Here is a 24,191-nt window from a genome sequence, read left to right on the forward strand (position 1 = left end):
GGTACGCCGATCCCCCATGAGGGCAGCATGCGAGAACTTCATCCTGCTATGAACGGCCTGCGCCCGGCGACTGCGAGCCTCGTGCATTATCCCGGCATTCCCACTCTGCCGGAGGGAACCGAGCGCTACCGGGCAAAGGGCGGCGGATCGGTCGTCATGCGCGTCGCGCCGGGCGACCGCGTCAGCGTCATCGACAGCGAGGGCGGGCAGGTCTGCGAGATCTCTTTCCTCGACGAAAAGGGACGATTCCGGGCGGCCGGTCTTGGTGCGGCATTCAGCAATTCAGCCGAGGGTTTGAAGGCCATTCTTCAGGCAGAGCATGAGAGCGCCGCACGCACGCGCGTAGCGCTTCAGCGCCGCGGCGCCGATCTGGCTTCGGCCGGAGCGCTTCGCATTTTCGGGGCGGGATCGACCCCGGGCAGCCAAGCGGATTTCACGATTGCCATGAAGGGCCTGCTGATTGTCGCGGCACCCGCCGCAGCCATGTCGCCGGAGGCGCAGGATACGGCGACGCCGATCGAGATCAGGATCAAGCGCAGCCTGCTGATCCGCGATTACGCCTCGGCCCTGCCGGAACCGGTCGCCGATCCGGTCGAGGATATCCGCATCCGGGCGGCGACCGCCGCTGCCTATTTCGTACGTGCCGGCGAATTCATCCAGATCATCGACGTCTATGGACGCCAGTGCACCGATTTCCAGGCGTTTGCCGCCCGCAAGGTCGACAAAGGCCTCGATCTCGCGCTTGATTCCACCGTCACCCGCACGCTGCTCGGCCGCAGCTATCCCATGCCTGGCCTGCCCTCCAAGGCCTTCGACCGCGACTTCGAGCCGCTGGTCGAGATCGTCCAGGATACGGTCGGGCGCCACGACGCTTTCGCGACCGCCTGCAATGCGCGTTACTACGACGACATGGGCTATCCCGGCCACGTCAACTGCACGGATAATTTCAACGCGGCGCTGGCGCCCTACGGCATTGCCGGCCGCAAAGGCTGGGAAGCGCTGAACTATTTCTACAACACCAATATCGACCACAACAACCAGCTCTATCTCGACGAGCCATGGTCGCGTCCCGGCGATTACGTGCTGATGCGGGCGCTGACCGATCTCGTCTGCGTCTCCTCGTCCTGTCCCGACGATATCGACGCGGCGAACGGCTGGGATCCGACGGATATCCACGTCCGCACCTTTTCCGGAAAAGAGAAATTCTCACGAGCGGTAGCCTATCGCATGACCCCAGATGCCGACGCCGAACTGACGCGCGAAACCGCCTTCCATCCTCGCCTCTCCGCCTTGACGCGGGACTACGCCGAATATCGCGGCTACTGGCTGCCGAACCGCTTTTCCAGCGAAGGGCCGGTCGAGGAATATTGGGCCTGCCGCGAGCGCGCCGCCGTCATCGATCTCTCGCCCTTGCGGAAGTTCGAGGTGACGGGGCCGGATGCCGAGGAACTGCTGCAATATTGCCTGACGCGCGACGTGCGCAAACTGTCGACCGGCCAGGTCGTCTATTCCGCCATGTGCTACGAAAACGGCGGCATGATCGATGACGGCACGCTGTTCAGGCTCGGCGACAAGAATTTCCGCTGGATCGGCGGCGATGATTTCAGCGGCATATGGCTGCGTCAACAGGCCGAGAAGAAGGGCTTCAAGGCCTGGGTCCGCTCCTCGACCGACCAGATGCACAATATCGCCCTCCAGGGGCCGAAGAGCCGCGATATCCTGAAGCAGATCATCTGGACGGCGCCGCGCCAGCCTGAAATCGGCGAGCTCGAATGGTTCCGCTTCACCGTCGGTCGCATCGGCGGCTTCGAGGGCGCCCCTGTCGTCGTCTCGCGCACGGGCTATACCGGCGAGCTCGGCTATGAGATCTTCTGTCATCCGAAGGATGCGCTGACGGTGTTCGACGCCGTCTGGGAGGCAGGCCAGCCGCACGGGTTGAAGCCGATGGGGCTGGAGGCGCTCGACATGGTCCGCATCGAGGCGGGCCTGATTTTCGCCCATCACGAATTCACCGACCAGACGGACCCGTTCGAGGCCGGCATCGGTTTCACCGTGCCATTGAAATCCAAACAGGATGATTTCATCGGCCGCGAGGCATTGATCCGGCGCAAGGAGCATCCGCGCCACCTGCTCGTCGGCCTCGACATCAAGGCCAACGAGGCGGTCGGCCATGGCGATTGCGTCCATATCGGCCGGGCCCAGGTCGGCGTCGTCACCAGCGCCACGCGCTCGCCTGTTCTCGGCAGGACCATCGCGCTCGCCCGCATCGACGTGATGCATGCAAACCCCGGCACAGAGGTCGAAATCGGCAAGCTCGACGGCCACCAGAAGCGCCTGCCGGCGACGATCGTGCCGCTTTCGCATTACGACCCGCAGAAGTCGCGGCCGCGCTCATAACCCCTGCTCTTTGAGGTCTGAGGCGGTGATCTGACTTTCAGCATGCAAGGCGGCCGATATACAACCTGGTGGAGATTTCACTACTCTGAAAAACTAAAAGTTGACAAACTCGGCTTGGATGACTATATCCCGGTTGTCGATATTGCTTGTTTGACTTTTGTTATCGCACGCTAGCAACGTGCCCTGGACGAACTTCCCTCTTCAAAATCGAGATCATCATCCGTCGTGCTTGCGCACGTGCGGTCTGTCAATTGCTATGAAAGGGTTTGTTATGACCACTGGCACAGTTAAATGGTTCAACTCCACCAAGGGCTTCGGTTTCATTCAGCCTGATGACGGCGGCGCTGACGCCTTCGTTCACATCTCTGCCGTCGAGCGCGCCGGAATGCGCGAAATCGTCGAAGGCCAGAAGATCGGCTACGAGCTCGAGCGCGATAACAAGTCGGGCAAAATGTCCGCTTGCAATCTCCAGGCTGCCTGAGCTGAAATCTGCTTTCCTTTGACCGCGGATGTACCGGCACTGCCGAAAGCATGATACTATCAAGGTCAGGCAATTTGCCTGGCCTTTTTGCTGCGTTCGCTGAGCGGCGCATGAATCCAGGACGGATATGACAGAGTCACATAGCAAATCACGCAAGCAGGCGGAGATTGCCTTTGGAAACGCGCAATCGCAATTCCTGGCGCGAAGCCGTGCGGTTGAGGAAGTCGATCAGACGGTGCGGGCCCGCGAAGAAAAGACCTTGCGGTTACGCGAAGCCCGCGAGGCCAAGGAGTTGCAGGATCGCTTGACAGCGGTTACCGCTCTTGCCGCAAAGAAAAAGAAAATCTGACCTTCGGGCCAGACATCCAACAGTCAGGAAACAGATTTGAAAAACGCCAGAAACAACGAGCTTGCCGATCGCCGCAGCGCCGCTGCCGAAGCCAAGGCCGCTCTCCTCAATGCCTATCGTACCGCCAAGGATACGGCCGAACCCACCCGGCTCGCCAAGCAGGCGGAGCGCCAGGCCATTGCCGCGGCCAGGGAAGAACGGCGTGCTGCGCGCGAACAGGTCAAGCTCGAGGAACTGGAGCGGGCTCAGGCCGCGGAAGCCGAGCGTCAGGCTGCCGCCGAGGCTACCGCACGCGCCGAGGCCGACGCGCGCGAAGCAGCTGACAAAGACCGGATCGCCCGTGTGATTGCCGATGAAGCGGCCCGAAAGGCCGAACGCGACCTGCGCTACGCCAATCGCAAAGCCAGAAAGTCCTGACTGTCGGCGCCGCCTGTCGAAACGACAGGCAGCGCTATCCTTCAAGCGGCCTGCACGGCCGCATTCAGCGGGATTTCGACATCGATCTCCAGCGTCGAGACGTATTCGTTGCGATCGATCGTCACCTGCACCTTGTCATGGTCGAGCTGCACGTGTTTTGCAATCACCGCCAGGATTTCCTCGCGCAGCAGCGAGACCAGGTCCGACCCCGCCGAGGAACGTTCGTGGGCGAGAAGGACCTGCAGCCGTTCACGGGCGGCCGGTGCGGTTCTCTGTTTGTTGAAAAGACGGAAAATATTCATGCCGCCCTCCGTCCGAAGATCTTGCCGAAAATATTCCGCTTTTCCTCTGGGATCGCGATCGGCACCGTCTCGCCGGCGAGCCGGCGGGCGGCATCGAAATAGGCCATCGCAGCCGCGCTGCGGCTGTCTGCCAGCGTGACCGGCGCACCGATGTTGGAGGCACGCAGGACATCCATGCTTTCGGGTATGATGCCGAGCAGCGGGATGGAAAGGATTTCAAGGACGTCGTCGACCTTGAGCATGTCGCCACGTTCAGCGCGGTTGGCGTCGTAGCGGGTGAGCAGCAGGTGCTTTTCCATCCGCTCGCCGCGTTCGGCCTTGGCGGTCTTGGCATCCAGCAGGCCGATGATGCGGTCGGAATCGCGCACCGACGAGACTTCCGGATTGGTGACGACCACGGCAACATCGGCGTGGCGCATGGCAAGCGTTGCGCCGCGCTCGATCCCGGCGGGGCTGTCGCAGATGATCCAGTCGAAATAGCGCTTCAGGTCGTTGATGACGCGCTCGACGCCCTCGGCCGTCAGATTGTCCTTGTCGCGCGTCTGCGAGGCCGGCAGCAGGAACAGCGTTTCCAGCCGCTTGTCGCGGATCAGCGCCTGGGTAAGCTTGGCGTCGCCCTGGATCACGTTGATCAGGTCGTAGACGACCCTGCGTTCGGCGCCCATCACGAGGTCGAGATTGCGCAAGCCCACGTCGAAATCGACGACGACGACTTTTTCATTGCGTTGCGCCAGCGCCGCTCCCAATGCGGCGGTCGAGGTGGTCTTGCCAACCCCGCCCTTGCCTGACGTGACGACGATCACTTTCCCCATCATTGTCTCTCCTTTGCCGTGGCCCCAGTAATTCAAAGTGTTACAGCGTCCTTTGCGGCTCTCGAAGAGACGCGCAGCGCTGCCGTCAGATCAGTTTCTCTGCCATGATCGCGTCCTCTTCGAGCCAGAGCTGAACAGCCTGTCCGCGAAGATTGGGGGCCATGTCTTCCGCCATTTTGTAGATGCCGTCGATTGCAACCAGCTCGGCCTCGAGCTTGCGGCAAAAGATCCGCGCCGACGCGTTTCCGATGGACCCCGCCATGGCTCGGCCACGCAGGGCGCCATAGATATGCACGGACCCTCCGGCGATGACCTCGGCACCCGAGGCGACCGATCCGATGACGGTGACGTCACCTTCCGGGAATATTACCGATTGTCCGGAGCGTACCGGCTCCCGGATGACGATCGATTGCATGGCCGGACGCGTCTCCGCCGCTGCCGGTTTGACCGGCGTATCGACGCTCTCTTTGGCCGGAACCTCGATATCGGAAACCGACCGGCCGCCTTTGAGCGCCGGCGGCATGCCGGAGCCGAGGATCGAAGGCCGCGCGCCTTCGATGCCCATGATGCTGACATTGCGCTTGGCAAGTTCGGCAATCAGGTCCTTCAGCTGCGAGCGGTCGATCTGCAGGTCGGTCAGGTCGAGCACGACAGGCCGGCCGAGGAAGAACCCGGCCGAACGCGCGGCCAGATCGTCCAGCCTGATCAACCAATCATCGATGGGAAGATCCGGGGACAGCATGACCGCGAGGAAAGAGCGGCCCTTGATGCGGATAGAGCGAGCGTCTGTTAGCACTTTGGTCATCTATGTGAAGAAATCGTTGACCATGTCTAGCGCTGCTATGGTTAACAAAAAGTTAACGCGGCCTTAACATTACCCATAATGACGTGAGGGTTTTCAAGGGCGAGATTGCGCCAAGCCATTGCAAAAGCTTTGTATTCTCCAGCAGTGCCGAACAGTTAATAATGCGGCTTTCGACGTCAGCCGCAAATCTGCCGCTGCGCCGGGTGACGCTCAGCCTTCCGCCTTGCGTTGCGCGTTGGAAATGGCGCGTGCGGCCTCTTCCGAGGAGTTGGCGAGCGTGCGCATCTCGGCGGCCAGCACGGCAAAGCCTGATCCGGCGGTGCCGGCGCGGGCGGCCTCGATGCCGGCATTGACGGCGAGCAGCTTCAGGTAACGCAGCGATTGCAGGATCTCATTGGTCTTCGAGGCGGTGACGCGCATGTCGGCGGTCTGCTCATCGATTCGCTGATAGAGTGATTCGATGTTGATGATGCTGCCTTCGAGATAGAGAAGCTCGCCTTTCTCGTCCCAGATGCCGCCGCCGGTCTCGGTGACCCAGATGAGATGACCCATGGCGTGACGGATGCGGTATTCCATCGTCCAGTCCGTGCGCTTCTCCAGCGCCCGACCGACGATCTCGTCCATCAGAGGCACGTCTTCCTCGTACATGATCGAGGTGAAGGTCCGCGTGCGATTGCCGATGATCTCGTCGGTGGGATAACCGAAGATGCGCTCGATGCCGTCGGTCATTTCAAGCATGGTGTAGTTTTCGTCGGCGCGGCAGCGGTAGAGAAAACCGTTCATGCGCCCGAGAATGCTCGTTTGAAAATCCATGAAGGCCACATCCGAAGAGAAGAGTTGCAGATGGATTTATGTCGTCTCATTTAATACGGCGCATGCGCCGGAAGAGAATGCACGACCACCCTCCTCCGGCAATGCAGGCCTGCCTCATCAGTTGCGCAGATATTCTTCCATGGAATCGTCGAGCGCCTCGACCCAGGGCGTGTGATGCGTCGGCGACATGTTGCCGGTCATCAGCGACCGGTAGGCATGATCGCGGAAGCCCATGATATTGTGGGCCTTGTGATGTTCCCACTCCATGAAGGTTCGGTTGGTGCCCTCGATGTCGAAGGAGGGATAGTCGGTTTCATCAAGCAGTTCCTTCACATAGTCGCCCTGATACCAGATCATCTGCTCGGCATCTTCAAGCGTTTCCTCGCGGGCGCGCCACATGTCGAAATTGGCCTTCAGCGCCTCTTCCGACGGCAGGGTGATGCGCCCCATCATTACGTCGCGCGCCCACCAGGCCTGCACGTCGAACATGTTGAAGGTGTAGAACTGGTCCTGCATGCCGATATAGAAAAGCTGCGGGTTCTTGTCGAAGATCACCCCCTTGTAGAGGCTGTCGGCCCAGAGGCGGTTGGCGGTCTTCAGCCGGAGATCGTCGGGCAGGAAGGGGAAGTGGTGCTGGTATCCGGTGCAGAGGATCACAGCATCGACCTCCTTGCTCGAGCCGTCGAGGAAATGCGCCGTGCGGTTTTCGAGCTTGGTCAGCAGCGGCCGTTCCTCGAAATTCTCCGGCCATTTGAAGCCCATCGGTTTTGAACGGTAGCTCGTCGTCACCGATTTCGCGCCGTATTTCCAGCATTGCGAGCCGATGTCTTCGGCCGAATAGCTGCGGCCGACGATGAGGATATCCTTGCCCTTGAACTCCAGCGCGTCGCGGAAATCATGGGCATGCAGCACGCGGCCGTTGAAGGTCTTCACACCCTCGAAATAGGGCACGTTCGGCGTCGAGAAATGGCCGCTTGCGACGACGACATAATCGAATTCCTCGTCATACATCCGGTCCTCGATGCGGTTATGCGCCGTCACCGTGAATTTCTTCGTCTGATCGTCGAAGCGGACCATGCGCACCGGCGTGCTGAAGCGCACCCAGTGGCGGACATTCGCCTTCTCGACGCGGCCCTTGATGTAATCCCAGAGCACGGCGCGCGGCGGATAGGAGGCGATCGGCTTGCCGAAATGCTCCTCGAAAGAATAATCGGCGAATTCGAGGCATTCCTTCGGGCCGTTCGACCAGAGGTAACGATACATGCTGCCATGGACCGGCTCGCCATATTCGTCGAGGCCGGTGCGCCAGGTATAGTTCCAGAGCCCGCCCCAATCCGACTGTTTTTCGAAGCAGACGATCTCCGGGATCTCGGCGCCCTTCTGGGCGGCCGATTGAAAGGCGCGTAGCTGCGCAAGCCCGGAAGGACCGGCACCGATGACGGCTACTCTTGTCATGAAGCATTCCCCTCTTGATTATATGTCATTGCCTGTTTTGCGCGTCTGAAACCGCACGCGGCGCTGGTGCGCACCGCTGCGCGTCAGTCGGGATAGATGCCGGGACTGGTCGGAGCTCCGTCGTCATATTTGGAAAGCCAGTCGATCGTCGTCTCGCGGAAGCGGGTGAGGCCCTTGTAGTCGATGAGCTCCGGCGGCAGCGTCTTCAGCACGCGCGGAAAGCGGCGCGCCCATTTCGGCACGGTGGCGAGCTCTTCCATGTTCATCAGGTAGCAGCGGATGACGAAGAGGATGGCGTTCGAGCGCGGCAGGCGCCAGAGGCTCTGCAGTTCGACGCGCAGATGCACCTTCTCGCCGACATTGTCAGGCGTCACCGTGGTGCGATCGGGACCCCATTTGTGGTAATTCTCCGGGCTGGTGTCGAGCCGCGGATTGATCGTCATCGTCCAGTTGAAACGCCGTGTCGGTTTGCCCTGCTGCAGGTTCAACAGGAATTTCAGCGCCCGGTCGAAGACGCCGATCTGGTGGGCGAGCGGCACCGGCCCGTGCCATTCCATGAAATTCATGCCGATATCGAAATCGAGCGACCAGTCGGCCTGCGTCGTCACCATGCCGGCGTCCATCCAGAGATTGCCGTCGCGCTGATCGACGATGCAGAAGTCGCCCTGGGCCTGGCGGGTGATATATTCGAAGGGTTCGCAGGGCAGCGTCGAGTCATCGCCGAAGGTGAAGCTGTTGTCGATGCCGAGCGGGCGGTTGATCCAGCGCCACTGATCGCCGTTGCGGATCAGCGTGAAATGGTCGGGGTAACCCGCCGCCTGCTCTTCCATCAAAAGTTCGAGCGTATCCCATTGCGCGCTCATCATGTGCGGCAGCGCCTGATAACGCAGCGGATCCTCCTTCAGAACCAATGCCCGGTCGTGCATTTCGGCGACGTAATGCTCGTCGACGTCGATCAGGTTTTCGTAGACGGTGCCCGTCCGGCCGCGCACATGCGGCTCCATGTTGACGGAATACATGTATTCGTCGCGGTCGAAGGGAAACGGGAAACGCCGGATGTTTTCGGGGCTGTTGCGGTAGCTGAAATCGTTCCGGAAGGTTTCCTGCTTGAAGGCGATTGCCATGTTCGGTCTCCTTGTCCCGCTTTATCAGATGCCGCTAGAGATCGAGATGCAGCGTGTTTCCCTCGAAGCGGGACACGCAGATCATCACCTTGCGGCCGGATGCTTTTTCTTCGTTCGTCAGATAGACGTCATGGTGCAGCAGCTTGCCGTCGCAGGTGACGACACCCGTCTCGCATTGACCGCAGGCGCCGCCGCGACAGAGGAAGGGCGCGTCGACGCCCGCCGCCTCGATCGCCTCCAGCATGCTTTCGTGATGGCCGACCTTCACGGTCTTGCCGGAGCGGATCAGTTCCATCGTAAACGGTTTGCCGGGCAGCGACGACAGGAACCGTTCCGAATGCAGGTTCTGTTCCGGCCAGCCGGCGTTGAGGCCTGTTTTCAGCACGCCGTCGATCATGCCTGTGGGGCCGCAGACATAGAGATGCGTGCCGAGCGGCTGGCTGTCGAGCAGACGCGTCAACGGGATGGCGCCACCTTCGGCGTCGCAATAGATCTTGATGCGATGCCCGCCGTAGCGCTCCAGCAGTTCCCGCCAATAGGCGCCGCGGTCGCGCGAGCGGATGGCGTAGTGCAGCTCGAAATTGGCGCCTTCGCGGGAAAATTGCTCCATCATCGCGATGAAGGGGGTGATGCCGATGCCGCCGGCGATCAGAAGATGCTTGCGCCCACGCCAGTCCGGCTGGAACAGGTTGACGGGATAGCTGACCTTCAGTTCGTCGCCTTCGCTGACCTTCTCATGCATGAAGGTGGAGCCGCCGCGTGAATCCTCGACATGCAGCACGCTGATCTCATAGGCTGTGCAGTCATGCGGCGGCGACATCAGCGAATAGGCGTTGCGGCGCATGTGGCCGCCATCGTTCATCGAGACGATGACATGCGCGCCGCCGGAGAAATAGGGCATCGGCTTGCCGTCCAGGCGCTCGAAGCGAAATCGTTTGACGCGCTCGGCGATCGGCGTGATCCGCGCCACGCGGACAGGAATTTCAGTACCACCGCTCAAAGGAACAACTCCTCCGGATCAGGCGCGCTGCCGGGCTCTTCGGCATCGATATTGACGCCCTGGAAGGCCGCAAGCCGGCGTGAATAATGGTCGCGCACCAGAAGCGGGAGCCCGCAATGGCTGCAGGCAAAGGGGCTGGTGGTGACGTCGTCGGTGATGCCCTTGCAATGGACGCATTGCACGCGTCGGGCCAGCGAGCCGCGATGCTCGGTGATGACGGAGGCATGGTCCATGCCGTATTCGAGCGCCACCAGCATCGCCTGACCGATGAAGCCTTCGGTGCCCGAGATATAAAGCCGCGTGCCCATATGGGCGGTGGCGAGCGAGCCTTTCAACCGGAAGAGCAGCGTTGCGATGGTCGGGGCGGTGAAGAACATGTCGGCGCCGAGGCGGCGCAGCGCCTCGTCCAGGCCGGACCCTTGCGAGCCGCGGGCGACATAGAGGATTTCGCTGCGGGAAAGCGCCGTGTCGTCAAGCGCCGGCTGCTGATCGAGGAGAGCCTTGGCGCCCTCCCCTTCGACCGCGAAAATGTGCCGCCGGGCGTTGGGCTGGATGGTCAGTCCCGTGTAGACTGGTCGGCTCTTGATGCCTGCAACGAGCATTCGCGTGCTCCTTAACCTACGGCAGTCCTCTTCTTCTTCTCCGGATCGTCGAAGGGAAGCGTATGGGCGGTGGCGCCTGCCTTGAGGCTCTTGCCGCGGACTTCGAGTTTCGTCCCATGCACCGCCTTGTCAACGTCGAGACGGGCAATCGCCATGGATTTCTTCGTCAGCGACGAATAGCTCGGGCAGGTGATGACGCCGACCTTCTTGCCGTCGGCAAAGACCTCGTCGCCGAGATCGGCCGGTCCGTCGGCATCGATCAGCATGCCGAAGATCTTGAAGCGTTCCCTACCCTTGAGGCGGGCATGTTCCTCGGCGCCGCGAAAGCCCGTCTTGCCGGGGCTGACGGTAAAGTCGAGGCCGAGTTCCCAGAGGCTGTCGCCGGGCGGCTGATCGGCGAAGGGATACATCTGCGAATTGTCGTAGGGGTAGAAGAGCAGGTAGCTTTCGACACGCAGCATGTCGAGAACCGAGAAGCAGCAGGGGATGATGCCCATCTCCGTGCCTTCCTCGACAATCCGGTCCCAGACCATCACGGCGTCCTGGCCGCGCACGAAGATCTCGTAGCCGCGCTCGCCGGTATAGCCGGTGCGGGAGATCATCACCGGCGCGCCGAATAGCGTCGTCTGCATGTGGTGGAAATATTTGAGGTCGCGGATGCCGGGCACGTATTTGGCGAGATAGTCGACCGCGAGCGGACCCTGCAGCGACAGGTCATGCAGGTCGTCGTCGAAGAGCACGGCGCAATTGCGGCCTGCCGCCTGGCGGACGACTTCCTCGTGGCCGGAGCCGGAGCCATGCACCAGCATCCAGGAATTCGGGCCGGTGCGATAGACGATGCAGTCGTCGGTGAAGTGACCGCGCTCGTTCAGCATGGTCGCATAGACCGAGCGGCCGGGATAGATCTTCGTCAGGTCGCGGGTGGTGATGTAGTCGAGCACGGCGATGGCGTGCGGGCCGACCAGGTGCATTTTCTTCAGGCCCGAGACATCCATGATGCCGGCCTTGGTGCGAACGGCGACATGTTCTTCCGACATGTCCTTGTCGTAGGTCCAGGCGGTTCCCATGCCGCTCCAGTCCTCGAGCTTCGATCCCAGAGCGCGATGCCGATCCGCCAAGACGGAGAAACGCCATGATAAAGCCATTTCCGTTCCCTCTTATTTCCTCTACGGAATATTTATTTCCTGACTATATAAGTCTTTCGCGCCGTGGCAAGCCCGCCCGGCATGCATTTCCCAAACTTTCGGCGGCACTCGCCGCAGCTTTAACGTCCTGCATGACCGATGCGACTGCGTGCTGCCGTCGATGGCCGTCTCTCTCAACCCATGCGTTCGGAGGCGTAGCTTCCGGGGCTTGCCGGGAAGACCACGGTGCGGTTGCCGTTGATGAAGGTGCGGTGATGGATATGGGCGTGGATGGCGCGCGCCAGCACCTGGCTTTCGACGTCGCGGCCGATCGAGACATAGTCGTCGGGCGACTGCGCATGGGTGATGCGCGCCGTGTCCTGCTCGATGATCGGGCCTTCGTCGAGATCGGCGGTGACGTAATGCGCCGTCGCCCCGATCAGCTTGACGCCGCGGCCATAGGCCTGCTTGTAGGGATTGGCGCCCTTGAAGCTCGGCAGGAAGGAATGATGGATGTTGATGATCCGGCCGGACATCTTCTGGCACATCTCGTCCGACAGGATCTGCATGTAGCGGGCGAGCACGATCAGTTCGGTGCCGGTCTGCTCGGCCACCTCCATGATCCGGGCCTCGGCCTGCACCTTGTTGGCCTTGGTGACCGGAATATGGTGGAAGGGGATGTCGTGGTTGACCACGACCTTCTGGTAGTCGAAATGGTTGGAGACGACGCCGACGATATCGATCGGCAGCGCGCCGATCTTCCAGCGGTAGAGCAGGTCGTTGAGACAATGGCCGAAGCGCGACACCATCAGCAGCACCTTCATGCGCTTCTCGCTGTCGTGAAACTCGTAATCCATCTCGAAGGGCGCGGCGACGGCTGTAAAACCGGCGTCGATATCGGCCCCCGAAAGCCCTTCTTCCGAAATGAAGCTGACGCGCATGAAGAACTTGCCGGTATCGAGATCGTCGAACTGCGAGCTGTCGATGATGTTGCAGCCCTTCTCCGCCAGATAGCTCGAAATCGCCGCAACGATGCCGCGCGTCGATTGGCAGGATACGGTGAGTACGAAGTTCTTCATGCGGTCTTTTCCTTCGCCGTTTCAAGCGCAGAGAACCTGGGCGCGCCGGCGCTTTTCCGTCCGGCGTGCCTATTGCAGGTCTGCCCGCTCCTCAGATGTCGAGCGTGTTGTCGCGTTCCCACTGGGTGAAATGCGAGCAGTAGGCATTCCATTCCCGATGCTTGAGCTTGAGGTAGGCGGCGGAAAACTCAGCCCCGATGGCCGCCTTCAAGCCCTCGTCGGCATCATAGGCCCGCAGCGCGTCGAGCAGGTTGAGCGGCAGGCGCGGTGCGTCCTTCACCAGATGCCCCTCGGCATACATGTCGATATCGTAATGCCGACCGGGATCGGCCTGGCTGCGGATGCCGTCGAGGCCGGCGGCGATGATGATCGCCTGCAAGAGGTACGGGTTGACTGCCCCGTCCGGCAGGCGCAGCTCGAAACGTCCGGGTCCCGGCACACGCACCATGTGGGTGCGGTTGTTGCCCGTCCAGGTCACGGTGTTCGGCGACCAGGTGGCGCCCGATGTCGTGCGCGGCGCGTTGATGCGCTTGTAAGAATTGACCGTCGGATTGGTGATCGCGGCGAGCGCCGAGGCGTGCTTCATGATGCCGCCGAGGAAGGTTTTACCCTGAGCGGAGAGCCCGAAGGCCATTTCCTTGTCCGCGAAGGCGTTCACCTTGCCATCGATGTCCCAGACCGAGATGTGGGCATGGCACCCGTTTCCGGTCAGGCCCTTGAAGGGCTTCGGCATGAAGGTGGCGCGAAGGCCGTGCTTTTCGGCGACCGACTTGACCATGAACTTGAAGAAGGAGTGCTTGTCCGCCGTCTGAAGCGCGTCGTCATATTCCCAGTTCATCTCGAACTGGCCGTTCGCGTCCTCGTGATCGTTCTGATAGGGCTTCCAGCCGAGCTCGAGCATGTAGTCGCAAATCTCGGCGATGACATCATAGCGACGCATCACCGCCTGCTGATCATAGCAAGGCTTCTCGGCGGTATCGAACTGGTCTGAAATCACCGAGCCATCGGCAGAGATGAGAAAGAACTCGGGCTCCACGCCGGTTTTTACCCGCAGCCCCTCTTTCGCAGCCTCGGCGACCAGCTTTTTCAGCAGAACGCGCGGGGCCTGTTCGACAGGCTGATCGTCCATGACGCAGTCGGCGGCAACCCATGCGACGTCCTTCTTCCAGGGCAGCTGGATGACGGAGGAAGCATCGGGAACCGCGAACAGGTCGGGATGGGCAGGCGTCAGATCGAGCCAGGTTGCAAAGCCCGCAAAGCCGGCGCCATCTTTCTGCATGTCGGCGATGGCTTCGGCGGGGACCAGCTTGGCGCGTTGGCCGCCGAACAGGTCGGTGTAGCTGATCATGAAATATTTGATGCCTTTTTCGGAGGCGTATTGCGAGAGGTCCAGTGTCACGTTTGTCCCCTTGTATTGACCTTATGTAATGATCTTAGACACTTGATAATGAAGCCGGCCGCATCCTCCCAAACGCGCCCGGCCGGCGTTTTTAGAAACCGGTCTTGCCGGGGATCCAGTTGGTGCCGGCGAGCGGCACCTGCGCCATGGCCGATGCCTCGATCGTCAGCGCGACGAGGTCTTCCGGCTCGAGATTGTGCAGGTGGTTCTTGCCGCAGGCTCGCGCGATCGTCTGGGCCTCGAGCGTCATGACTTTGAGGTAGTTGGCGAGGCGGCGGCCGGCCGCAACCGGGTCGAGGCGTTTGGCAAGCTCCGGGTCCTGGGTGGTGATGCCGGCCGGATCCTTGCCTTCATGCCAATCGTCATAGGCGCCGGCCGTCGTGCCGAGCTTTTGGTATTCCTCTTCCCAATGCGGATCGTTGTCGCCGATCGCCACGAGCGCCGCCGTGCCGATCGCGACCGCGTCGGCGCCCAGCGCCAGCGCCTTGGCAACGTCGGCGCCGGAGCGGATGCCGCCCGAAACGATGAGCTGCACCTTGCGGTGCATGCCGAGATCCTGCAGCGCCTGGACAGCCGGACGAATGCAGGCGAGCGTCGGCATGCCGACATTCTCGATGAAGACGTCCTGGGTCGCCGCCGTGCCGCCCTGCATGCCGTCGAGCACGACGACATCGGCGCCCGCCTTCACCGCAAGAGCGGTGTCATAGTACGGACGCGCGCCGCCGACCTTGACGTAGATCGGCTTTTCCCAGTCGGTGATCTCACGCAGCTCCATGATCTTGATTTCCAGATCGTCGGGGCCGGTCCAGTCCGGATGGCGGCAGGCCGAGCGCTGGTCGATGCCCTTGGGCAGGTTGCGCATATTGGCGACGCGGTCGGAGATCTTCTGGCCGAGCAGCATGCCGCCGCCGCCGGGCTTGGCGCCCTGGCCGACCACGACTTCGATCGCGTCGGCGCGGCGCAGATCCTTCGGATTCATGCCGTAGCGCGACGGCAGGTATTGGTAGACCAGCGTTTGCGAATGGCCGCGCTCTTCATCGGTCATGCCGCCGTCGCCTGTCGTCGTGGAGGTCCCGGCGATCGTCGCGCCGCGGCCGAGCGCTTCCTTGGCATTGCCGGACAGCGCGCCGAAGCTCATGCCGGCAATGGTGATCGGCGTCTTCAGCGTGATCGGCTTCTTGGCGAAACGTGAGCCGAGCACCACTGTCGTGTCGCATTTCTCGCGGTAACCTTCGAGCGGATAACGCGAGATGGAGGCGCCGAGAAACAGCAGGTCGTCGAAATGCGGAACCTTGCGTTTGGTGCCGGCGCCGCGGATGTCATAGATACCGGTCGCGGCCGCGCGGCGTATTTCGGCAAGCGTATAGTCGTCGAAAGTCGCGGACTTGCGCGGCGGGGTATAGGGGTTGTGATAGCTCATGGGGGTCCCTCGCCTCAATACGCGTCGGCGTTGTCGATGTTGAAATTGTAAAGCTTGCGGGCGGAGCCGTAGCGCTTGAACTCTTCGGGCCTGACGTCCGTGACCCCGGCGCGATCGAGCAGCTCGGCAAGCTTGTCCAGATGCTCCGGCCGCATCTCCTTCTCGATGCAGTCGGAGCCGAGGCTCTTGACCTCGCCGCGGACGAACAGCTTGGCTTCGTAGAGCGAATCCCCCAACGCATCGCCGGCGTCGCCCAGTACGACCAGATGGCCGGACTGACCCATGAAGGCCGACATGTGGCCGATGCTGCCATGAACGACGATGTCGATGCCCTTCATCGAAATGCCGCAACGCGACGCCGCGTTGCCCTTGATGACGAGCAGGCCGCCGCGGCCGGTGGCGCCGGCATATTGGCTGGCGTCGCCCTCTATGACGACGGTGCCGGACATCATGTTTTCGGCAACGCCCGGACCGGCCGAACCATGAACCGTCACCCTGCCGCCGTCATTCATGCCGGCGCAGTAATAGCCAACCGATCCTCTGACAGCGACCGTGACGGGGCTGTCGATACCAACGGCGACGGCATGGCTGCCGCGCGGGTTGATGACTTCGAATTCAGTGTCGTTGGCACCCTGGGAAAGGGCGTGCAGCGCGCTGTTCAGTTCGCGAAGAGGCGTGTTGGAAAGATCGAATGTGGGCATTTATTCCTCGTTGGTCCGAGACGGTTTGCGCCGGCTCCTGCTTTTCAGGCGTCCTTCAGGCGGCCTTGTCGTGATCCCAGAAGTAAACGGTTGCCGGCTCCGGCTCCCAGACACGGGCATTCTCGATGCCGGGAAGGTTGACCAGCGCGCGATATTCCGAGCCGAAGGCGACATACTGATCCGTCTCGGCCATGACGGCGGGCTTGCAGGCGATCGGGTCGCGCACCACGCCGAAGCCGGACTTGGTGCCGACGACGAAGGTGAAGAAGCCGTCGAGATCGTCGAGCGCGCCCGTCAGCGCCTGGCCGAGATCCTTGCCCTTGGCCATTTCGGCGGTGAGATAGGCGGCGGCGACTTCGGAATCGTTCTGCGTCTCGAAGGTCATGCCTTCGCGCACCAGTTCGCGGCGCAGGTTGTTGTGGTTGGAGAGCGAGCCATTGTGCACAAGGCACTGGTCGGCGCCGGTCGAGAACGGATGCGCGCCGAGCGTGGTGACCGCGGATTCCGTCGCCATGCGGGTATGGCCGATGCCGTGGGTTCCGCTCATCGCCCGGACGCCGAAGCGCGCCACGACCTCTTTCGGAAGGCCGATCTCCTTGTAGATTTCGACGCTTTCGCCCGATCCCATCAGACGGACCGCCGGGCGGATCTCTTCAAGCGCCTTGCGCACATTGCCAAGCTTGGACGCGTCCAGCTCGATGACCGCATGCGTACTCTTGATCGAGACGTCGGCTTTGATGCCGGCCTTCTCAAGGTCGCCGGCGAGGCCGTCGAAATCCGCGCCGGGATTGGCCGACTGGATGGTGATTTTTGCCCTGCCTTCGGCGGAGCCGCCATAGATGGCGATGCCGGCCGAGTCCGGACCGCGATCGGTCATGGTTATCAGCATATCCGAGAGCAGATTTCCCAGCTGAGGCTCAAGGCTCTTGTCCTTGAGGAACAGTCCAACGATGCCGCACATAGGTGTGCCTCCTTTCATGTTGAGAAAGGACTAGCAGGTCTACATCAGGACATCAACTGGGAGGAATAAACTTTTCTTCTAAGGCAAGTCAGCTCTTGGAGTTCTGCTGGGGATAACTGATGATCGAGAGGTACTTGCTCGGCAACTTCATCAACTGCTCCGGCCCATGGGGCGCGTCGGCGTCGAAGAACAGGCTGTCGCCCGGCTGCATCTGGAAAAGCTGGTCGCCGTGGCGATAGATCACCTCGCCTTCGAGCATGTAGAGAAACTCCATGCCCTCGTGCTGGAAGGTCGGGAAAATATCGGAATCGGCCGTCAGCGTGATCAGATAGGGCTCGACGATGACGCCGCTGGTATTGTTGTCGATATGGCCGAGCAGATTATATTGATGGCCGGCGCGCGTGCCGCGCCGTTCGAGCTCGATGCCCTGCCCCGCCTTGACGAAGACGGCATTGCGCGGTTCCTCGAAGCGGCGAAAAAAGGCGGTCAGCGGCACGCCGAGCGCCCGCGACAGCGATTGCAGCGTCGTCAGCGACGGCGAGATGTTGCCGTTCTCGATCTTCGACAGCATGCCGAGCGAAATGCCGGTCGCGGCCGCCAGATCGGTGACCGTGATGCCGAGTTTCTTGCGGTAGGCGCGCACCTCGTGGCCGATCGCCATTTCGAGGTTGTTCTCCTTCGGCTCCCGGACGGCGTGCGGATCCTGGGAAAAGGGCGCGCGTCCACTATGCGCCTGTTCCGGTTGCTCTGCCGCTTCACGCTTGGATTTCATGGATTTTCCACCGCCGCCTTCTCTTTGATCTGAAGGCAACCCTATCGCCATAGTGAAAATTCCTCAACCGTGAAGAAAACCTATTCCCGCCGCGCCGCGCGCGGAGCGATGCCGTAGACGGCGCGGAACATCCGGGAAAAATGGCTCAGGCTGGAAAAACCGGTGGCGACCGCGATTTCCGAGACCGAAAGCGGGCTCTGTTTCAGCAGGCGATGGGCATGCTGCAGCCTGATCCTGCGATATTGATCGAGGAAGGTGGTGCCGAGATAGGCGGCAAAGAGCCGGTCGAGGTGGCGTGCGGTGACGCCGGCAATGCGCGCCATGGCGGCACGTTCGAGCGGCATCTCGATCGTCTCCTCCATCCGTTCGAGAACGCTGAGCAGGCCGGGATGATGGACGCCGTAACGTTCGGCCAGCGAGGCGCGCTGCGGGGCTGCCGGCTCGTTGACCTCGGTATGAAGATACCAGTCGCTGACCCGGCGGGCGAAATCCGGCCCCATGCGCTCGGCGATCAGCACATGCATCATGTCGAGCGGCGCGATGCCGCCGCCGCAGGTGATCCGGTTGCCGTCGATCATGAAGCGCGCCTGGCGCGGCGTGAGGTCCGGGAAGGCTTCGAGAAGGGCGGCTGCATGCTCCCAGTGGATGGTGAAGTCGCGGCCGCCCAGCAATCCGGCGGCGGCCATCAGATAGGGGCCACCCGAGATGCCGCCGATCCGCACACCTTCGCGCGACAGCTGCCGCAAGCAGGCAAGCACACCGGGATATCGCCAGTCGCGCGGTGACCCGCCGGCGCAGACGAAGGCTGTTCCAAGTCCCGAGCCTCTGACCGGCAAAAGTTCGGCGGGAACGCTGGTGCCCGAGGAGGAAAGCGCCGCTGCACCATCCGGCGAGAAGATCCGCAGCCGATAGATCTCGCGCCCGGCCAGAAGATTTGCCGCCCTGAGCGGCTCTGTGGCCGAGGCATAGGACATCAGCGCAAATCCCGGGATGAGGATGAAGCCGATTGTCTGGACATTTCTGCTATCAAGTGAGGACATGTCTCTTTCTTAGCTATTTATGTCCTTATTGTGCAAGTGCACGCGTCTCTTTCTGGCATCATGCTCCTGTTCTTTCCGGGTGACCCATGCGCTATTCCGCTCTTTCGATTTTTCTGAACGGCCTTCGCGGCAACAAGGGATGGGCGCCTGCCTGGCGCGATCCGGCGCCGAAGCCGCATTACGACGTCATCATCGTCGGCGGCGGCGGCCATGGTCTTGCCACCGCCTATTATCTCGCCAAGGAATTCGGCGTCACCAATGTCGCCGTCCTCGAAAAGGGCTATCTCGGCTCCGGCAATATCGGCAGGAACACGACGATCATCCGCTCGAACTACCTGCTATCAGGCAACAACCCCTTCTACGAGTTGTCGATGAAGCTCTGGGAAGGGCTGGAGCAGGACTTCAACTTCAACGCCATGGTCTCGCAGCGCGGCGTGCTCAACCTCTTCCATTCCGATGCGCAGCGTGACGCCTATACGCGCCGCGGCAACGCCATGCGGCTGCACGGCGTCGACGCCGAGCTTCTCGACCGGCAGGCGGTGCGTCGGAAATTGCCCTTCCTCGATTTCGACAATGCCCGTTTCCCCATTATGGGCGGCCTGTTCCACCCGCGCGGCGGCACGGTGCGTCACGATGCGGTCGCCTGGGGCTACGCGCGCGGCGCAGACAGCCGCGGCGTCGACATCATCACCCAGTGCGAGGTGACCGGCATCCGCCGCGAAAATGGTCAGGTGACCGGCGTTGAGACCAGCAAGGGCTTCATCGGCTGCGGCAAGCTGGCGCTGGCGGCGGCCGGCAACTCCACCGTTGTCGCCGATATGGCCGGACTACGGCTGCCGATTGAAAGCCATGTGCTGCAGGCCTTCGTCTCCGAAGGCCTGAAACCCTTCATCGACACGGTCGTCACCTTCGGCGCCGGGCATTTCTATGTCTCCCAGTCCGATAAGGGCGGCCTCGTCTTCGGCGGCGATATCGACGGCTATAATTCCTATGCCCAGCGCGGCAATCTCGCTTCGGTCGAACATGTCGCCGAGGCCGGGCTGGCGATGATCCCGTCGCTTTCGCGCGTGCGCTATCTGCGCTCCTGGGGCGGCGTCATGGATATGAGCATGGACGGCTCGCCGATCATCGACCGCACCCATATCGACAATCTCTACCTCAATACCGGCTGGTGTTACGGCGGCTTCAAGGCGACACCCGCCTCCGGCTTCTGCTACGCCCATCTGATCGCCCGCAACACGCCGCATCAGACCGCCCGCGCCTTCCGGCTCGACCGTTTCGCGCGCGGCTATCCGATCGACGAAAAGGGCGTCGGCGCCCAGCCCAATCTGCACTGAGGACATTCGACCATGGCAAGCCTGATTTCATGTCCCCATTGCGGCGCCCGGCCCAAGGAGGAGTTCTCGATCCGCGGCGATGCCAGCCTTGCCAGGCCGGCGCCGGATGCCGGCCCGGATGCCTGGTTCGACTATGTCTATCTCCGTGACAATCCGAGGGGCCGGCACAGCGAATACTGGCACCACACCTCCGGATGCCGCCGCTGGCTGATCGTCGAACGCGACACCGTCACCCATGCGGTCCACCGCGTCAGGGATGCCGCCCTTTCCAAGCTCGGCGGAGAACCGGCATGACGAGTTTCCGTCTCTCCTCCGGCGGCCGGATCGACCGCGCCACAACGCTCGGCTTCACCTTCGACGGCAGGCCGCTCGAAGGCCATCCGGGCGACACGCTCGCCTCGGCGCTGCTCGCCAACGGCGTCCAGCTCGTCGGCCGCAGCTTCAAATATCACCGCCCGCGCGGCATTCTGACGGCGGGGGCCGCCGAACCGAACGCGCTGGTGACGACAGGCAGCGGCGGGCGCACCGAACCGAATACACGCGCGACGATGATCGAGCTTTATCAGGGGTTGACGGCAAAGAGCCAGAACCGCTGGCCGTCGCTCGGCTTCGATATCGGCGCGGTCAACGGGCTGCTCTCACCCTTCCTCAGCGCCGGCTTCTATTACAAGACCTTCATGTGGCCGGCGGCCCTCTGGGAAAAGCTCTACGAGCCGGTGATCCGCAAGGCGGCGGGCCTCGGCAGAGCCTCCTACGAAGCCGATCCTGATTCCTACGAGAAATGCTGGGCGCATTGCGATCTGCTGGTGATCGGCGCCGGCCCTGCCGGCCTTGCCGCAGCGCTGACCGCCGGCCGGGCCGGCGCGCGCGTCATCCTCGCCGACGAGGGAGCCGAACTCGGCGGCAGCCTGCTTTCCGAGACCGGCACCGTCGACGGCAAGCCGGCGGGCACTGTTCTCAACGAGCTGCTTGCCGAGCTGGAGGGCCTGGAGAACGTGCGCCGCCTGCCGCGCATGACGGTGTTCGGCTGGTACGACGACAATGTCTTCGGCGCCGTCGAGCGGGTGCAGAAACATGTGGCGATGCCCGATCCGGATCGTCCCGTCGAACGGCTGTGGCGCATCGTCGCCCGCCAGGCGATCCTTGCGACGGGCGCTGAAGAGCGGCCGCTTGTCTTCGGCGGCAACGATATTCCCGGTGTGATGATGGCAGGCGCCATGCGCAGCTATCTCAACCGGCAGGCGGTGGCGCCGGGCCAAAGCACGGTGATCTTCACCACCAACGATACCGGATATGACACCGCCGCCGACCTCGAAGCCGCCGGCCTTCGAGTTGCGGCGATCATCGACAGCCGCGCCGATGGCGGCAAGAGCTGGCAGGGCCGTGCCGAGGTTCTGCGGGGCGCCCGGGTGATCGATGCGTTCGGCGGCAAGCGCCTGCACGGCGTCAGCGTCGAAACCGCAGCTGGCACCCGCCGGATCGACGCGGATGCGCTTGCCATGTCGGGCGGCTGGAGCCCGGTCATCCATCTTGCCTGCCATCGCGGCGGCAAGCCGCGATGGTCGGAGGAGACTTCGGCGTTTCTGGCGCCGACTGCACAGGAAGGCCTCGCGGTTGCGGGCGCCGCAGCCGGCCTTGCGCAGACCACAGCCTGCCTCGGCGATGGCGCCGCAAAGGCCGCCGCCGCATTGCAGGCAATCGGCCTCGCCGCAGAACCGGCCTTTGCTTCCGCCACCGAGACGGCTCAGCACGCAAAGCCGCTCTGGTCGGTCAAGGGCTCGAAGGGCAAGGCTTTCGTCGACTATCAGAACGACGTGCATCTCAAGGACCTTGGGCTGGCCGTGCGCGAAGGCTACGGCCATGTCGAGCTCGCCAAGCGTTATACCACCAGCGGCATGGCGACCGACCAGGGCAAGCTTTCCAACATCAACGCCATCGGCATCCTTGCCGAAGCGCGCGGCGTGTCGCCCGCCGAAGTGGGAACGACGACCTTCCGGCCCTTTTATACGCCGGTCTCCTTCGGCGCCTTGACCGGGGCATCGCGCGGCAAACATTTCCAGCCGGCGCGCAAATCGCCGCTGCATGGCTGGGCCGAGAAAAACGGCGCGGTCTTCGTCGAAACCGGCCTCTGGTATCGTTCTTCCTGGTTCCCGCGCGTGGGCGAAACGACGTGGCGCGAAAGCGTCGACCGCGAAGTATTGAACATCCGCAAAAATGCCGGCCTCTGCGACGTCTCGACCCTCGGCAAGATCGAAATCTTCGGCAGGGATGCCGCGACCTTCCTCGATCGCATCTATTGCAACGGCTTCGCCAAGCTTGCCGTCGGCAAGGCGCGTTACGGCATCATGCTGCGCGAGGATGGCTTCATCTATGACGACGGCACCACCAGCCGGTTCAGCGACGATCATTTCTTCATGACGACGACGACCGCACTTGCCGCCGGCGTGCTCACCCATCTCGAATTCTGCGCCCAGACGCTCTGGCCGGAGCTCGGCGTCTGCTTCGCCTCCTCCACCGATCAATGGGCGCAGATGGCCGTTGCCGGGCCGAAGTCGCGCGACATCCTCTCCGAGATCGTCGACGAGGATCTGTCGGATGCGGCCTTCCCCTTCATGAGCGCCCGCAAGGTCTCGCTCTTCGGCGGCGGGCTCGAAGGCCGGCTCTTCCGGATCTCCTTCTCCGGCGAACTCGCCTACGAACTGGCAGTACCGGCCGGCTACGGCGAAGGCGTTGCCGACGCGATCATGGCAGCCGGTGAGAAACATGGCATCTGCGCCTATGGTGCCGAAGCGCTCGGCGTCATGCGTATCGAGAAGGGCCACGTCACCCATGCCGAGATCAACGGCACGGTCACCCCAGGCGATCTCGGTTTCAGCCGCATGGTTTCATCAACCAAGCCGGATTTCATCGGCAAGGCCATGCTTGCCCGCGACGGCCTGCAGGATCCCGAGCGGCCGCGCCTCGTCGGCGTCAAACCGCTCAATCCGGCGACCGGCTTCCGCACCGGCTCGCATATTCTCGCCGATGGCGTTGCGGCGACGCTCGAAAACGACCAGGGCTACGTTACATCAAGCGCCTTTTCGCCGGGGCTCGGCCATACGATCGGCCTGGCGCTCGTCAAGCGCGGCCCGGAGCGCATCGGTGAAAAGGTGACGGTCTGGAACGGCCTGCGCAACGAATTCACCGATGCGGTACTCTGCCATCCCGTCTTCATCGATCCCGAAAACGAGAAGCTCCATGCCTGATCTTCCGCAACACAAACCGGTTCTGGCCGGAACGGTTTATAGTGGTATCTCGGAGGAAGGCATCCGGCTGCAAGCCTTACCGGAAGGCCATCTCCTGCATGTGCTCGGTGCGATCGAGCCATCCACGCTCGCTGCGGAATTGGCAAAGGCAGGCTTTGCCAAAAGTTCGATCCGCAAGGCGGGCTTCCGCCAATGGTTCGTCGCCGGCGACGAGCCGCTCACCCCGGCCAGCCTCGATGTTCTCGCCGCAGCGCTTGCCGGAAAAGCTTACGTCATGGACCAAAGCCACGGCCGTGTGCGCATCGGCATTTCCGGCCGTTCTTCGCGGGCGCTTCTCTCAAAGGGCACTGCCGTCGATCTCGATCCGTCCGTCTTCCCGGAAGGCCAATCTGTTATGACCATGGTCGGTCATCTCTCCGTGCAGATCGTCCGCACCGGCGACGACCGCTTCGAACTCACCGTTCTGCGCAGTTTTGCCGAAAGCCTCTGGGACGAGCTTAGGCATATGGCGGTGAGTGCCGAAAAGGATGATGCCTCGTAACGGTGCGTGGCGGTC

24 protein-coding genes are annotated in these 24,191 nt (G+C 62.3%); 8 read left to right on the forward strand and 16 right to left on the reverse strand.

Features of this window, described 5'->3' with window-relative positions:
• Positions 1-27 precede the first annotated feature (27 nt).
• The 4 genes from ACMUVN_RS13420 to ACMUVN_RS13435 all read left to right on the forward strand — a co-directional run bounded on the left by ACMUVN_RS13420 (position 28) and on the right by ACMUVN_RS13435 (position 3,644).
• Positions 28-2,397, forward strand: a complete 2,370-nt coding sequence (locus tag ACMUVN_RS13420; protein WP_414815155.1) for a DUF1989 domain-containing protein — start codon at positions 28-30, stop codon at positions 2,395-2,397.
• Positions 2,398-2,668: 271 nt separating this feature from the next.
• Positions 2,669-2,878 carry a cold-shock protein gene (locus ACMUVN_RS13425; protein ID WP_003548109.1) on the forward strand — a complete coding sequence of 70 codons (210 nt, stop codon included), beginning with the start codon at positions 2,669-2,671 and terminating at the stop codon, positions 2,876-2,878.
• Between the two features lie 127 nt (positions 2,879-3,005).
• Positions 3,006-3,227: a hypothetical protein gene (locus ACMUVN_RS13430; RefSeq protein ID WP_047613334.1), complete on the forward strand. Its 222-nt coding sequence runs from the start codon at positions 3,006-3,008 to the stop codon at positions 3,225-3,227.
• 36 nt (positions 3,228-3,263) lie between these two features.
• Entirely contained in the window at positions 3,264-3,644 is a 381-nt protein-coding gene (locus ACMUVN_RS13435) for a DUF6481 family protein (protein WP_414815156.1), read from the forward strand.
• Positions 3,645-3,685: 41 nt separating this feature from the next.
• Here the strand turns inward: ACMUVN_RS13435 and minE are convergent, their stop codons facing one another.
• The 16 genes from minE to ACMUVN_RS13515 form a co-directional block, all read right to left on the reverse strand.
• Positions 3,686-3,946 carry a cell division topological specificity factor MinE gene (minE, locus tag ACMUVN_RS13440; protein WP_003574994.1) on the reverse strand — a complete coding sequence of 87 codons (261 nt, stop codon included), beginning with the start codon at positions 3,944-3,946 and terminating at the stop codon, positions 3,686-3,688.
• The gene (gene minD / locus ACMUVN_RS13445; RefSeq protein ID WP_018448670.1) at positions 3,943-4,758 is read right to left on the reverse strand and encodes a septum site-determining protein MinD; all 816 of its coding nucleotides are present in this window, start codon (positions 4,756-4,758) and stop codon (positions 3,943-3,945) included. Before minD ends, minE begins: the two co-directional genes overlap by 4 nt.
• An 85-nt stretch (positions 4,759-4,843) precedes the next feature.
• The gene (gene minC, locus ACMUVN_RS13450; RefSeq protein WP_097544639.1) at positions 4,844-5,563 is read right to left on the reverse strand and encodes a septum site-determining protein MinC; all 720 of its coding nucleotides are present in this window, start codon (positions 5,561-5,563) and stop codon (positions 4,844-4,846) included.
• A gap of 210 nt (positions 5,564-5,773) precedes the next feature.
• The gene (locus tag ACMUVN_RS13455; protein ID WP_063476227.1) at positions 5,774-6,376 is read right to left on the reverse strand and encodes a PAS domain-containing protein; all 603 of its coding nucleotides are present in this window, start codon (positions 6,374-6,376) and stop codon (positions 5,774-5,776) included.
• A 117-nt stretch (positions 6,377-6,493) separates the two neighbouring features.
• Positions 6,494-7,831 (reverse strand): NAD(P)-binding domain-containing protein, encoded by a 1,338-nt coding sequence (locus tag ACMUVN_RS13460; protein WP_097544638.1) that lies wholly within the window; start codon positions 7,829-7,831, stop codon positions 6,494-6,496.
• An 83-nt stretch (positions 7,832-7,914) separates the two neighbouring features.
• On the reverse strand, positions 7,915-8,955 hold the full coding sequence (locus ACMUVN_RS13465) for a heme-dependent oxidative N-demethylase family protein (RefSeq protein WP_414815157.1): 1,041 nt from the start codon (positions 8,953-8,955) through the stop codon (positions 7,915-7,917).
• Between the two features lie 34 nt (positions 8,956-8,989).
• Positions 8,990-9,955 carry a PDR/VanB family oxidoreductase gene (locus ACMUVN_RS13470; protein ID WP_414815158.1) on the reverse strand — a complete coding sequence of 322 codons (966 nt, stop codon included), beginning with the start codon at positions 9,953-9,955 and terminating at the stop codon, positions 8,990-8,992.
• Positions 9,952-10,557: a dimethylamine monooxygenase subunit DmmA family protein gene (locus tag ACMUVN_RS13475; RefSeq protein ID WP_414815159.1), complete on the reverse strand. Its 606-nt coding sequence runs from the start codon at positions 10,555-10,557 to the stop codon at positions 9,952-9,954. Before ACMUVN_RS13475 ends, ACMUVN_RS13470 begins: the two co-directional genes overlap by 4 nt.
• Before the next feature lie 11 nt (positions 10,558-10,568).
• Complete coding sequence (locus ACMUVN_RS13480; protein ID WP_414815160.1) at positions 10,569-11,702, reverse strand: aminomethyltransferase family protein; 1,134 nt, start codon at positions 11,700-11,702, stop codon at positions 10,569-10,571.
• 173 nt (positions 11,703-11,875) lie between these two features.
• Positions 11,876-12,760, reverse strand: a complete 885-nt coding sequence (gene purU, locus ACMUVN_RS13485; protein WP_183905569.1) for a formyltetrahydrofolate deformylase — start codon at positions 12,758-12,760, stop codon at positions 11,876-11,878.
• A gap of 91 nt (positions 12,761-12,851) precedes the next feature.
• Positions 12,852-14,159, reverse strand: a complete 1,308-nt coding sequence (glnT, locus tag ACMUVN_RS13490) for a type III glutamate--ammonia ligase (RefSeq protein WP_063475679.1) — start codon at positions 14,157-14,159, stop codon at positions 12,852-12,854.
• A gap of 91 nt (positions 14,160-14,250) precedes the next feature.
• The gene (locus ACMUVN_RS13495) at positions 14,251-15,579 is read right to left on the reverse strand and encodes an FMN-binding glutamate synthase family protein (RefSeq protein ID WP_003594873.1); all 1,329 of its coding nucleotides are present in this window, start codon (positions 15,577-15,579) and stop codon (positions 14,251-14,253) included.
• Between the two features lie 14 nt (positions 15,580-15,593).
• Positions 15,594-16,280 carry a GXGXG domain-containing protein gene (locus tag ACMUVN_RS13500; protein WP_047611831.1) on the reverse strand — a complete coding sequence of 229 codons (687 nt, stop codon included), beginning with the start codon at positions 16,278-16,280 and terminating at the stop codon, positions 15,594-15,596.
• A 55-nt stretch (positions 16,281-16,335) separates the two neighbouring features.
• Entirely contained in the window at positions 16,336-17,241 is a 906-nt protein-coding gene (locus tag ACMUVN_RS13505; protein ID WP_097542650.1) for a class II glutamine amidotransferase, read from the reverse strand.
• An 88-nt stretch (positions 17,242-17,329) separates the two neighbouring features.
• Entirely contained in the window at positions 17,330-18,013 is a 684-nt protein-coding gene (locus ACMUVN_RS13510; RefSeq protein WP_063475681.1) for a helix-turn-helix domain-containing protein, read from the reverse strand.
• A gap of 80 nt (positions 18,014-18,093) precedes the next feature.
• Positions 18,094-19,053, reverse strand: coding sequence for a GlxA family transcriptional regulator (locus ACMUVN_RS13515; protein WP_414815161.1), 960 nt, complete (start codon positions 19,051-19,053; stop codon positions 18,094-18,096).
• An 86-nt stretch (positions 19,054-19,139) separates the two neighbouring features.
• Here ACMUVN_RS13515 and ACMUVN_RS13520 point away from each other — a divergent pair, with 86 nt between their 5' ends.
• From ACMUVN_RS13520 to ACMUVN_RS13535, 4 genes are read left to right on the forward strand one after another with little or no spacing between them, the layout of a single operon-like run.
• A complete protein-coding gene (locus ACMUVN_RS13520) occupies positions 19,140-20,390 on the forward strand; it encodes a sarcosine oxidase subunit beta family protein (protein WP_097542647.1) in 1,251 nt (416 codons plus the stop codon).
• A 12-nt stretch (positions 20,391-20,402) separates the two neighbouring features.
• The gene (locus ACMUVN_RS13525) at positions 20,403-20,684 is read left to right on the forward strand and encodes a sarcosine oxidase subunit delta (protein ID WP_414815162.1); all 282 of its coding nucleotides are present in this window, start codon (positions 20,403-20,405) and stop codon (positions 20,682-20,684) included.
• Positions 20,681-23,635, forward strand: a complete 2,955-nt coding sequence (locus ACMUVN_RS13530; RefSeq protein ID WP_414815163.1) for a sarcosine oxidase subunit alpha family protein — start codon at positions 20,681-20,683, stop codon at positions 23,633-23,635. The genes ACMUVN_RS13525 and ACMUVN_RS13530 overlap by 4 nt, the downstream gene beginning before the upstream one ends.
• Positions 23,628-24,176, forward strand: a complete 549-nt coding sequence (locus tag ACMUVN_RS13535; protein WP_414815164.1) for a sarcosine oxidase subunit gamma — start codon at positions 23,628-23,630, stop codon at positions 24,174-24,176. Before ACMUVN_RS13530 ends, ACMUVN_RS13535 begins: the two co-directional genes overlap by 8 nt.
• Positions 24,177-24,191 lie beyond the last annotated feature (15 nt).

The organism is Rhizobium sp. IY2 (assembly GCF_047532935.1).
Classification (GTDB): Bacteria; Pseudomonadota; Alphaproteobacteria; order Rhizobiales; family Rhizobiaceae; genus Rhizobium; species Rhizobium anhuiense.

Bases quoted from the DNA above. Each gene is read 5' to 3' on its own strand.
- ACMUVN_RS13420 (WP_414815155.1), top strand. From the start codon at position 28: ATGCGAGAACTTCATCCTGCTATGAACGGCCTGCGCCCGGCGACTGCG.
- ACMUVN_RS13425 (WP_003548109.1), top strand. From the start codon at position 2,669: ATGACCACTGGCACAGTTAAATGGTTCAACTCCACCAAGGGCTTCGGT.
- ACMUVN_RS13430 (WP_047613334.1), top strand. From the start codon at position 3,006: ATGACAGAGTCACATAGCAAATCACGCAAGCAGGCGGAGATTGCCTTT.
- minE (WP_003574994.1), bottom strand. From the start codon at position 3,946: ATGAATATTTTCCGTCTTTTCAACAAACAGAGAACCGCACCGGCCGCC.
- minD (WP_018448670.1), bottom strand. From the start codon at position 4,758: ATGGGGAAAGTGATCGTCGTCACGTCAGGCAAGGGCGGGGTTGGCAAG.
- minC (WP_097544639.1), bottom strand. From the start codon at position 5,563: ATGACCAAAGTGCTAACAGACGCTCGCTCTATCCGCATCAAGGGCCGC.
- ACMUVN_RS13455 (WP_063476227.1), bottom strand. From the start codon at position 6,376: ATGGATTTTCAAACGAGCATTCTCGGGCGCATGAACGGTTTTCTCTAC.
- ACMUVN_RS13460 (WP_097544638.1), bottom strand. From the start codon at position 7,831: ATGACAAGAGTAGCCGTCATCGGTGCCGGTCCTTCCGGGCTTGCGCAG.
- ACMUVN_RS13465 (WP_414815157.1), bottom strand. From the start codon at position 8,955: ATGGCAATCGCCTTCAAGCAGGAAACCTTCCGGAACGATTTCAGCTAC.
- ACMUVN_RS13475 (WP_414815159.1), bottom strand. From the start codon at position 10,557: ATGCTCGTTGCAGGCATCAAGAGCCGACCAGTCTACACGGGACTGACC.
- ACMUVN_RS13480 (WP_414815160.1), bottom strand. From the start codon at position 11,702: ATGGCTTTATCATGGCGTTTCTCCGTCTTGGCGGATCGGCATCGCGCT.
- purU (WP_183905569.1), bottom strand. From the start codon at position 12,760: ATGAAGAACTTCGTACTCACCGTATCCTGCCAATCGACGCGCGGCATC.
- ACMUVN_RS13495 (WP_003594873.1), bottom strand. From the start codon at position 15,579: ATGAGCTATCACAACCCCTATACCCCGCCGCGCAAGTCCGCGACTTTC.
- ACMUVN_RS13500 (WP_047611831.1), bottom strand. From the start codon at position 16,280: ATGCCCACATTCGATCTTTCCAACACGCCTCTTCGCGAACTGAACAGC.
- ACMUVN_RS13505 (WP_097542650.1), bottom strand. From the start codon at position 17,241: ATGTGCGGCATCGTTGGACTGTTCCTCAAGGACAAGAGCCTTGAGCCT.
- ACMUVN_RS13510 (WP_063475681.1), bottom strand. From the start codon at position 18,013: ATGAAATCCAAGCGTGAAGCGGCAGAGCAACCGGAACAGGCGCATAGT.
- ACMUVN_RS13515 (WP_414815161.1), bottom strand. From the start codon at position 19,053: ATGTCCTCACTTGATAGCAGAAATGTCCAGACAATCGGCTTCATCCTC.
- ACMUVN_RS13520 (WP_097542647.1), top strand. From the start codon at position 19,140: ATGCGCTATTCCGCTCTTTCGATTTTTCTGAACGGCCTTCGCGGCAAC.
- ACMUVN_RS13525 (WP_414815162.1), top strand. From the start codon at position 20,403: ATGGCAAGCCTGATTTCATGTCCCCATTGCGGCGCCCGGCCCAAGGAG.
- ACMUVN_RS13530 (WP_414815163.1), top strand. From the start codon at position 20,681: ATGACGAGTTTCCGTCTCTCCTCCGGCGGCCGGATCGACCGCGCCACA.
- ACMUVN_RS13535 (WP_414815164.1), top strand. From the start codon at position 23,628: ATGCCTGATCTTCCGCAACACAAACCGGTTCTGGCCGGAACGGTTTAT.